This window comes from Halobacillus sp. BBL2006 (assembly GCF_000786645.1).
Taxonomy (GTDB): domain Bacteria; phylum Bacillota; class Bacilli; order Bacillales; family Halobacillaceae; genus Halobacillus.
In genome coordinates, this window is sequence record NZ_JRNX01000013.1 from 1 (window position 1) to 10481 (window position 10481).

Below are 10481 nucleotides of genomic sequence, written 5' to 3' on the forward strand. Positions count from 1 at the left end.
GAACCGCTTCATGGTCTTTATCTGTTATTTTATATTTCTGGCCTTGCTTTTGAAATAGATATAAATCTTCACGACGCACAAGTTCTCTCGTCAAATAGTTGCGAATAAAACTTTGATCAGACTCTATTTCTCGTACTTCAAAAATTTTCTCACGTCCTGATCCTGGCTCGACCCCATGCTTCCTCATTTCTTCCGAAGGGTTGTCATAACGATCTTCAATGTCCTCAAAGATTTTCAAACCAAGATAGTAAGGGTTTAATTGAGTTTTTGATGGCTGTACGACACTTGCGTTCAGTTTCGCAAATTCAATTGCTTCATCGCTTGTCAAATCCATTTCCCTAAGAATTCTCGCATGCCAGTATGATGCCCAGCCCTCATTCATAATCTTCGTTTCCAGCTGAGGCCAGAAATATAGCATTTCCTCACGCATCATTGTCAAAATGTCCCGCTGCCAATCCTCCAGTTCTCGACTGTACTGTTCAATGAAGAGGAGAAGATCCTTCTCTGGACGGGGTGGGAATTTCCGCTTCTTCCTGAAATTAGGGCGGTCTTCCGAAGAAGATTCATCCATTTTCCATAAATCATCATAAGGAGTATAGGTGCGTTTTTCTGAGCTCTCTTCCTCATCCATGGACCAGGCTAACTTCGGGCGAACCAGCGATGGATCAATATGCTCCTGGATCGCAAGGACGGCATCCAAGAACGACTCAACTTCTTCTTTTCCATAAAGCTTATCGTAGGCGGCGATCCGCTCAGCCGTTGCAGCCATGCTTTCTACCATGTCCCGTTTTGTGTTTTGAAAACGAGCATTATTCTTAAAGAAATCACAGTGAGCCAGTACGTGAGCGACGATCAATTTATTTTGAATCAAGCTGTTCGAATTCAACAAAAAGGCATAGCATGGGTTCGAATTAATGACCAACTCATAGATTTTACTAAGTCCGAGATCGTATTGGATTTTCATTTTATAATACTGTTTTCCAAAGCTCCAATGTGAAAAACGTGTCGGCATTCCATACGCACCGAAGGTATAAATAATATCGTCAGGACAGACTTCGTATCGCATCGGGTAGAAATCAAGCCCAAACCCTTTTGCGATTTCCGTAATCTCTCTTATCGCATATTCGAGCTTTTTTTGGTCTTCTGGTTTCAAAGGTGCCCCCTCCTTGGATTTCACTTATCTTAACTATATGAAGGCACCACAAGGAACATGAAAGATAGATGGCCTGTCCCCATATTAAAAACTGCTAGAATACTTTAGCCATCAAGTACTCGTCCACCCAATCGCCGTTTACGAACAAAGAATCTTTTTTCGTTCCTTCAATTGCAAAGCCTGCTTTTTCGTATAACTTCTTAGCTGGTTCATTATGCACCATAACGGTTAATTCAAGTCTATGTATATGGTGTTCAACCGCCCATTCATCCACCTCTGCAAACAAACGGGTTGCCCATCCCTTTCCACGATAATCAGCCAGGACTCCCGTTACAATATGGACGGTATGACGGTTTCTTCTGGCGCTTCCGCCGATACACATGACGTGGCCAATCAGCTCGTCACCACTCCTGGCGACAAATATAGCTGAGTTCTTTTGTTTTTCAATAGATTGGATCATCGAACGCGCTTTGTCTTCTGACATCTCTCTTTCCCCAGCTTCATACAGCAAGAAGTCCGATTCTCTCTCCAGTTTACTCGTTAAGGATACAAAAGCTCTTGCCTCTTCAGGCTTTAAGTTAGAAATCATCGTTTTCCTCCTCCAGGTTCAGTGCCCCTTAGTATAGCAAAAAGGAGAGAGTGCCGGCACTCTCTCCTCACATTTACGCAGTCTTCTCTTGATGATACGTGTACGTTTTCTTGAATTTAATGACAAAATAAGTGATCGTTATGAGTATGCTCCCAATGATAAAGCCTCCGAGAACTGACGCGTCCTGCCACATCGCTGAAAAGTTTCCGTCAGAAATCACCGCTTTGTACCCAGAGACTGAATATGTCATCGGCAGAAGCGGGTTAAATGCTTGCAGTGGTTCTGGTATCAATTCAAGCGGGAAGGTCCCTGCACTTGTAGTCAATTGTAAAATAAGAATGATAATCGCAACAAATCGGCCAGGGTCCCCCATTAAAGTAACAAGCATCTGTACGAGAGCCATAAACGTAAGACTCGTTATAATACTGAATAAATAAAAGTAAGGCGCACTCGCTACTTCAAGTCCGAGCCCGTAAAGGATAACACTTGCTGCAACAACGGCCTGGATTATGCCTGCCCCGAGTAATACACCAAATTTGGAAATGAACCAGCTAAATGCATTCTTCGGTGCAAGAACCGGTTCTCTCACAGGATACACGATCGTTAGTAACAAGGCTCCGACAAACAATCCTAGAGAAAGGAAATATGGCGTGAATCCAGTTCCGTAATTGGGAACAGAATTGACGGCTTCCTTATCCAAATCTACAGGCTTCGCCATCATATCGCCAGTCTCTTCGTCAGCCTGCACCTTGTTTGCTTCCGTTGATGCATCGGTAAGTTCATTTTCGAATTGATCTGTTCCGGCAGTCAACTCATTCGTACCTTCAGATAAGTCGCTTGCTCCTTGCTGAAGCTTTTGAGAGCCATCTGCCAAGCGGTTAGATCCATCAAACACCTGACTCGCACCTTGATTCAGGTCGGAAGCTCCTGAAGCAAGCTTACTGGACCCTGATTGAGCTTCTCCCAGCTTGGAGGCAAAGGTCTGCATATTGTTGTACAATTGGTTTTCACCATCAACTAATTGAGCAGCTCCGGTATAAAGTTGCGACTGTCCTTCAGACAGCTCGGATGCTCCAGCTTTCAATTGCTGTTGAGCCTGATTTAATGCTGACACTTGGGCTGGCAATCCTTCCGTTTCAGAAGAAATTTGACTTGCGCCGTCGGATAAACCTTGAGAAGCATCTGCAATCTGAGAAGCCCCTGTTTGAAGCGCTCCGATTTGAGTTAGTAAAGCTTGTTTTTGCTCATCAGGAAGATTCTCAATCAATGGGGTCATTTGCTTTTTCAATTCACCTAGCCCAGCGGAAAGCTGACCAGCAGAGCCAGAAAGCTTTTCAGATCCCTTCTGAAGCTGACCAATCGACTGATTCAACTGAGCGGCTCCTTGTTCAAGCTCACTCGTCTTTCCTACCAGTTGTCCTAATCCCTCTTCTAACTTAGTTGCTCCTTGCTTGGACTGTCCAAGTCCTTCTTTTAGTTGTTGAGCTCCTGATTGAGCCTCACCTGTCCCTTGCTTCAGTTTACCGAATCCATCATTCAACTTGGCCAAACCGTTATTTAACTCCGCTGAACCACTGGCTAATTCTGAAGCTCCATTACGAAGTGACTGTGTTCCATCCGCTAACTCCAACTGTTTCTCAGTAAAGGTTTGGAGCTTCTCTTTAATTTGTTCAGCTCCTTGATCGATTTTAGCTGCTCCATCATTAAGTTCTCCAGCTTTATCGCTAGCATCTGCAAGACCAGTTTTTATCTCATTAAACTGGGTGAACATCGCATTTGCATAAGTCTCCGTCATTTCGCTGGATAGTTTCGCCTTCATTTGCTCAGTTGCAGATTCGCCTATTTGAGCAGACAAAAAGTTAAACCCTTCATTCGGAACATATTTCAACTGTAATTTTTCTGGTTTTTCATCCAGTACAGTCGTTGCATGGGATGAAAAGTTTTCAGGGATTTCTACGAGCATATAATACTGCTGATCCTCAAGTCCCTGGTATCCTTCCTCTTTTGACACAACATCATATTTGAAGTCTCCGCTATCCTCTAAGTTATCGACAAATTCGCCCCCGACATCAAGAGGTTCTCCATTAAACTCAGCCCCTTCATCAGAGTTAACAATTGCGACGGGCAGTTGATCCATGCTTCCGTATGGATTCCAAAACGCCCATAAAAACATGGCGCTGTAAATGAGCGGAATCATCAAAACCGCTAAAAACGGAATCAACATTTTTTTATCTTTTCCTATGCTTTTCAATTCTGAAAGCCAGAGTTTAAAACCATTCATTCTTATTTCCTCCTAATAACTTTTGACTATTTTGTTCATTTAGTCATTCTATTGCAAAAGAAAAGGATTATCAGGATGGTGATAATCCTTTGAATACGTACTCATCAAACAATTGAAGTAATTTTTCTTTTGAAAGCGGCTTATGGCGTTCTTCCCAGTCGATGATGAAAGCTGTATAGAGCTTAAACATCATGAAGGCCGTAATTTCAGGATCACATGATCGAATATCCCCCTGATCGATCGCCTGGGTAATTTTTTCATTCAAATACCCTAAGATCAAGGCTTCCATATTGTCAAGTGCCTCTTTCACAGCAAAAGTACCAATTTCTTTTGCTTCTTGAACGAGCTTTACTGTCAGCTGGTGGCTTCTCCGATATTCAAGAAGCTCAAATAAAGCGAGATGGACATTTTCCTTCAGAGGACGCCCCGCTTGCATGACAGTTTCGGCTTGCTCTTTCATCTCTAAGAGAAGCTCTGCAATGATCTCTTGAAAAAGTTCCTCTTTATTTTTGAAAAAATTATAAATCGTCCCTTTTCCTACATTAGCGGCTTTCGCAACTAAATCCATCGTTGTCGCTTTATAACCGAATGTGGCAAAAGAATGTCTCGCTGCATCAAGAATTTCTTTCCTTTTTTCTTTAGCCATCATTCACCTCCTGACCGTTTGAACAATTTAGTCAACTTGTCTAGGGATGATTATACTCTTCTCATCTCAGCTTGCAACCTTTTTTTATATTTTTTCACAGGTATTAAAGAGAATCTACTGAAAATCTCTTTAATAAGGTGTACCTATGGAATTGTTTTTCATGATACGATAACCCCATATGTAAAAAAAGGTGGTTAACGAATGAAAATTATGAAAACAGCTGTTTTGGTAGTTACTGTTATGCTGTTTATAAGCAGCTCGAATGTATATGCAGAGCGATATAATCCCGTAGATGTGAGTTCCCATTGGGCTGAACCAGAAATTACTCAGTTTGTACGTTCGAATTTAGTAAAAGGATATGAATCTGAAGACGGCAGTCATGAAATAAGACCAAATCAATCAATAACTCGCGCAGAGTTTGTTACCATTTTAAATCGAGTTTTGGAGCTTAAGAAAAAAGAAAATGGTATGGCCTTTACTGATGTTAAAGGTGGATGGTACGAAGAGAATATCTACATAGCTTCTTCAAATGAACTGATCGAAGGCGTAGGTGATCAAAAATTTGAACCCAACCGGCCGATCACCAGAGCTGAAATCGCTGCCGTCATTGTAAGAGCATTGGAGGAAGGAATTGATTTTTCCATAGGCAGTCCAAAAAAATTCCGAGATGTTCCTTCTGGGCATTGGGCGCTGTCATTCATTAATAAATCAAGCAGAGTAGGAATAATTCATGGAGTTACAGAGGTTGAGTTCAAACCTTATCGTAATGCATCACGCGCTGAAGCTATCGTAATGATAAAAAGAGCATTGGACCAGGAAAAGTCAGAATCACCAAATGAAGCAAAAATTCTTGAGCTTGTAAATGAGTATAACCATGAATGGAAAGCAGCTTTGGAAACGAATGATATTGATCGATTAAAAGCCGTTGAGGGTCGAACAGAAGGCTATTTTTATGCATTACAAACAATTATGACACATTATTCTAGACAATCACTTGAAGATGCAGGAGTGACGTTTGACTTCACTATGAAATCTGACATCCAATCCCATGCAACGACACTCTCGAACCGTTTTGCCGTAGTAAAAATAACCCGTGCCGACTATGAGGAAACCGCTACACGCCCACAGTCAGAACCCTATACACATGTATTATCCGACGCAGGCATTTACCGACTTCATAAAAAAGATGGAGAATGGAAAATTTATGATAAAACTCCGGACAATTAAGCAAAAACCAGGCATCCTAAAAAGGAAGCCTGGTTTTGTTATTATCGAGCTTCTGGGAAGATTCGATCAACCATTTGACCAAATTCTTGGAAGAACCCTCTTACTGGGTTACCGTTTTGAACATCGTCAACATAGTTATTTGTCAAATCGACAAAGTCGGGGTTTGTTGACACATACACGTTGTTGATATCCTGGTCGGTTGATTTTACTGCTTTGGTAATTTCTTTTTCCTTTTTATCAGAAAGGTCATTTGTGTCTTTGTTATCATCTAACACAGCAGCAACATAAGCATTGTCACGGGTTTTAAGAACGTAAGCGCGTTTTACACCATCAACATTCTTAGCAACTTTATCAGCTGCTCTTTCCGCAACGTCATAATTAGTATTATGAACCATGCCTCGATCATTATCATAATTGTTTATATTTTTGCCTTCTTCGTACATATTATCTGCTGTACGTTGAAAACTGGTGTTTTGAACACCGTTATTATTATCCTGGTATCTTCCAGCTTCCTGTTGTGCTTGACATGCAACAAGAGAAGAAGCTGCTAAAAGCCCAATAGCAAACGCTTTTATCTTCATAATACTATTCCTCCTTAGAAGCTTACTCGTAGTATGTGTCGATCAAATGTAAATATGCGAAGCCTTGACTTCTAAAAATCGTCAAATGATGCAAAATAAAAAAAGCCTTCCCGCATGGGAAGACTTTATTAACCAGTAAAAGGCAAATGCCACCAAATATGAATAAAAATAATAAATACGAAAAGCATACCATTTAAAAATAATAAAAATGGTGGTAGTAATTTATATAAGCCCAAAATTCTTTTATAACAGATTCTTATTACGATAAAGCCGGCTAACAAAATTATGTACAAACTAAAAAACCAGATCCAGCTGTGTTTTGTTTCGCCATCGATTCCAATTTCATATCCAATCGCGTAAATCAACCATGCAATAAGAAAGGCAACGATGGATATGGAAATAAATCGCTGTTCGCTTTTTATGTATAGTAGTGAAAGAATCGAACTGACCAATGTTAATCCACCCACTATTTCACTGATCAAAATCATTACACCATGAGCGGACCCCGCTTCAGCTGTTCCAAAGCTTAACAATACAAACAAACTGAAGGCGATGACCCCACCCAAATTCACATAAAGCCATTGTTTCTCGGTCATCATTGAATCTCCCTTCATCTTCCTGCCCTCCAAGAATCTTTCCTTATAATCATAACAAATTTTTTCAATGTTTGGGAAAAAATGAGCAAATGAAGTCGTAATTTCCCTAACTGTGACGAACTTCCTGATTTATCGTTACCCGCTTAGGTCATAATAAAAACAATCCTTGACCAAAGGATGTGTGACCCATGAATTATCAGGATTACGATAAAGCATTACATTTCATGATCTGGGGGCAATGGGATGATCTTCTCGTCCTCATGGTGCGAACAAGGGATCAATTCTTATCAAAAAAAATCGAGTCCTTCCTGCACGCATGCTACTACCCAGGAAATGAAAGCGAAATGCTTGAATCACATGAAAATTTGCTGAATTATTTAGACCATGCCCACGCTACGACACAACCCACGTTTTATATATATTAAAAAACAGCCACCTCAAGTTTTCCAATTAATGGATGACCTGAGGTGGTGTTATTTGGTAAAATTACATCCTTGGATACTGTTGGATAAGGGGGTGGACGTGTAATTCGTCAACTACCATATGCTTAGGAGCCTGAACCATATATACAACCGCTTCTGCGATATCTTGCACTTTTAGCCAATCGGCTTTTTCAGGATCCCCTTGCGTACCATTCGCAAAGTAAGTATCCACCATTCCAGGATTAACGGTTCCCACTCGTATCCCGTGTTCTCTTACTTCTTGAGCGAGAGAGCCCATAAAGCCTTGGACAGCATATTTAGTTGCTGTATAAAGCGAACCATTTTCGATCGTATATCGTGAGACATCTGAAGCGACAGTTACAATCGTTCCAAATTTCTGCTTTTTCATTAGAGGGAGTACGGCTTTGCTGGCAAGGAATACCCCTTGTACATTTATTTCGAACGTATTTTGCCATTCTTCCACCGTTACATCCTCGACTGGTTTAAACTCACCTTTTCCTGCGTTATTAATTAAGATGTCTACTTTCCCAAAAGCATTTTTAGTTGCTTGGATGACATGATCGATATCGTTCTCATTACTTACATCGGCAGTAAAAGAGAGGATGTTCGAAAAGCCCTTCTCTTCTAACTCCTCCTTTGTGTTATGAATATCCTCCGAGCTGCCTAGAAGCGCCAGCCGCACACCTTTAGCAGCAAGCTGACTTGCGATTTCCTTACCGATTCCTCTGGAAGCTCCTGTTACTACAGCGACCTGGTCTCTTAACACACTATCTCTCTCCTTTTACGTTCGTTCTCGCTTAATCTCAGTGCCGACCTTATAGTTGACTTCAAATAAGTCCCGTCTACGGTCGCGAAGTTGTCTAACTGTTCCCGACTTCCGCTGGCGGCGCAGAATTTCAAGATCCACATCACCGACGACGACTGTTTCAACATTCGGATTACACTCTCCAATAATTCCATCTCTTGCAAATTCAAAATCAGATGGGGTGAAAATTCCTGACTGAGCATATTGAATATCCATATTTTCGACTTGTGTCAGGTTTCCAACTGTACCAGCGATAACCGTGTACACCTGGTTTTCAACAGCACGAGCCTGTGCACAGTACCGTACTCTTAGATAGCCTTGTCGGTCATCTGTACAGAATGGTACAAAAATAATGTTAGCCCCCTGGTCAACCGCGTAGCGAGCAAGTTCAGGAAATTGAATGTCATAACAAATCTGGATAGCAATCTTCCCACAATCCGTATCGAATACTTTAACTGCATCGCCGGGCTGAATCCCCCACCACGTGCGCTCGTTTGGTGTAACATGAATCTTATATTGCTTTTCAATCGTGCCATCTCTACGGAATAAGTAAGAAATATTGTAGATTTGCTCGTCTTCTTCAACGAAATGAGAGCCGCCAATGATATTGACATTATATTTCACAGCTAAGTGTGTGAACGTTTCAATATAATCTTCGGTATACTCTGATAAGCGTCTGACTGCCGTCGAAGGGACTTTTTCATCTAAGAAGGACATCAGCTGAGTTGTAAAGATTTCTGGAAATACTGCAAAATCAGACCCATAATCAGCTGCCACATCTACGTAATACTCACACTGTTTGGCAAATTCCTCAAAAGAATCAATGTTTTTCATCATATATTGGATGACCATGATTCGAACAGGGTTACTTGTTTTAAAATATCGCTTCGTACGCGCACGATAATCAATATTGTTCCATTCCATCAATGTAGCGTACTTCGACGATTTCTCATCGTCAGGTAAGTAGTTCGGATTGATTCTCATAACCGTGAATCCATTCATAATCTGGAAAGTCAGCACAGGATCATAAATATTCTGGTTTCTCACTTCCTCCACATAATCCCTTGGTGACATTTCCTTTTCATATTTATGATAATTAGGTATACGTCCTCCAATGATAATACTCTTTAAATTCAAACTCATGGCGAGCTCTTTCCTCGCTTCATATAGTCTGCGGCCGATTTTCATTCCCCGGTAGCCAGGGTGAACCATGACTTCGATTCCATATAAGTTATATCCATCAGGATCATGGTTTGTGATATACCCCTCATCTGTAATGTCGTCCCACGTATGCTTATCATCATACTCATCAAAGTTGACAATTAAACTTGAACAGCTGCCGATAATTTTTCCTTCGAATTCTACGACGAACTGTCCTTCAGGAAACAACCTCAGGTGACTCTCCAAGTGGCCCCTTTCCCAAGGTTCCATATTAGGAAAACACTCTTTCTGAAGTTCAAAGATTTGTTCTATGTCTTTTTCTTGCATATTACGGACGATGATTTTCTTTTCATATTGTGTCAAATCAAGCTTGGACATAAAATATCCCCTCTCTTTTCTGATTCTCCCTCTAATCTTATCGTACTTAACGGTGGAACCGTCTGTCTAGCTTGGAGCAATGATATTCGAAAAAATGAAATGTATGAATTGATATACTTCATATTTCAGGGTAATATGGACGGGAAGAGGTGTAGCCTATGAATGGGTTTGAAAGACGGAAAGAACGTAAGAAAACGAATATACTGAATGCGGCCTATGGTTTATTTTCGACGTATGGTGTTCAAAAAGTGAGCATACAGGAAATTGCTCAGAAAGCACAAGTATCGCAAGTAACCATCTATAATTATTTTGGTGGAAAAGACCAGCTCCTATTCGAAACCGTCAAGAAATTCATCTATGAGCAGTTTGACCATTTCAAAGATATAGTCAACGACCAAAATATGAGCTTTAAAGATAAAATCAGCTTCGTTATCCAAGGGAAGAAAGAAAACATCCTCCATATGAATCCAGACTTTCTTCAATCCGTCATGGCAGATCAACCACATATCCAGGAATTCATTCGCAAGTTCTCAGAAGAAAAATCCGTCCCTTTACTGATGCAATTGATCAATCAAGGAAAAGAGCAAGGATACATTCATCCAGGTTTATCGGCTCGTACCG

The 10481-nt window shown here is 40.9% G+C and carries 11 protein-coding genes; 3 read left to right on the forward strand and 8 right to left on the reverse strand.

Annotated elements, in window-relative coordinates; translation table 11 throughout:
• The 4 genes from LD39_RS00415 to LD39_RS00430 all read right to left on the reverse strand — a co-directional run.
• Nucleotides 1–1153, reverse strand: a 1153-nt coding sequence (locus tag LD39_RS00415) for a SpoVR family protein (protein ID WP_035541632.1), incomplete at its 3' end; no start/stop codon positions are given.
• A 94-nt stretch (nt 1154–1247) separates the two neighbouring features.
• The gene (locus LD39_RS00420; protein ID WP_035541635.1) at nt 1248–1742 is read right to left on the reverse strand and encodes a GNAT family N-acetyltransferase; all 495 of its coding nucleotides are present in this window, start codon (nt 1740–1742) and stop codon (nt 1248–1250) included.
• 73 nt (nt 1743–1815) lie between these two features.
• Nucleotides 1816–4023, reverse strand: a complete 2208-nt coding sequence (locus LD39_RS00425) for a YhgE/Pip domain-containing protein (protein WP_035541636.1) — start codon at nt 4021–4023, stop codon at nt 1816–1818.
• Nucleotides 4024–4093: 70 nt separating this feature from the next.
• Nucleotides 4094–4669, reverse strand: a complete 576-nt coding sequence (locus tag LD39_RS00430) for a TetR/AcrR family transcriptional regulator (protein ID WP_035541637.1) — start codon at nt 4667–4669, stop codon at nt 4094–4096.
• Nucleotides 4670–4870: 201 nt separating this feature from the next.
• On the opposite strand from LD39_RS00430, the gene LD39_RS00435 reads away from it, so the two are divergent.
• Entirely contained in the window at nt 4871–5896 is a 1026-nt protein-coding gene (locus LD39_RS00435; RefSeq protein WP_035541639.1) for an S-layer homology domain-containing protein, read from the forward strand.
• A 41-nt stretch (nt 5897–5937) separates the two neighbouring features.
• Here the strand turns inward: LD39_RS00435 and LD39_RS00440 are convergent, their stop codons facing one another.
• Together LD39_RS00440 and LD39_RS00445 are read right to left on the reverse strand one after the other, a co-directional pair.
• Nucleotides 5938–6477, reverse strand: a complete 540-nt coding sequence (locus LD39_RS00440; RefSeq protein WP_035541641.1) for a YhcN/YlaJ family sporulation lipoprotein — start codon at nt 6475–6477, stop codon at nt 5938–5940.
• 128 nt (nt 6478–6605) lie between these two features.
• A complete protein-coding gene (locus LD39_RS00445) occupies nt 6606–7091 on the reverse strand; it encodes a hypothetical protein (RefSeq protein WP_035541642.1) in 486 nt (161 codons plus the stop codon).
• A 170-nt stretch (nt 7092–7261) separates the two neighbouring features.
• Here LD39_RS00445 and LD39_RS00450 point away from each other — a divergent pair, with 170 nt between their 5' ends.
• Nucleotides 7262–7498 carry a YhdB family protein gene (locus LD39_RS00450; protein ID WP_035541643.1) on the forward strand — a complete coding sequence of 79 codons (237 nt, stop codon included), beginning with the start codon at nt 7262–7264 and terminating at the stop codon, nt 7496–7498.
• A 61-nt stretch (nt 7499–7559) separates the two neighbouring features.
• Here the strand turns inward: LD39_RS00450 and LD39_RS00455 are convergent, their stop codons facing one another.
• Both LD39_RS00455 and LD39_RS00460 read right to left on the reverse strand, forming a co-directional pair.
• Nucleotides 7560–8282, reverse strand: a complete 723-nt coding sequence (locus tag LD39_RS00455) for an SDR family oxidoreductase (RefSeq protein WP_035541644.1) — start codon at nt 8280–8282, stop codon at nt 7560–7562.
• Between the two features lie 15 nt (nt 8283–8297).
• Entirely contained in the window at nt 8298–9860 is a 1563-nt protein-coding gene (locus tag LD39_RS00460) for a GNAT family N-acetyltransferase (protein ID WP_035541648.1), read from the reverse strand.
• Between the two features lie 158 nt (nt 9861–10018).
• Between LD39_RS00460 and LD39_RS00465 the strand changes: the two genes are divergently transcribed.
• A partial coding sequence (locus tag LD39_RS00465; RefSeq protein WP_035541651.1) for a TetR/AcrR family transcriptional regulator occupies nt 10019–10481 on the forward strand: 463 nt, incomplete at its 3' end.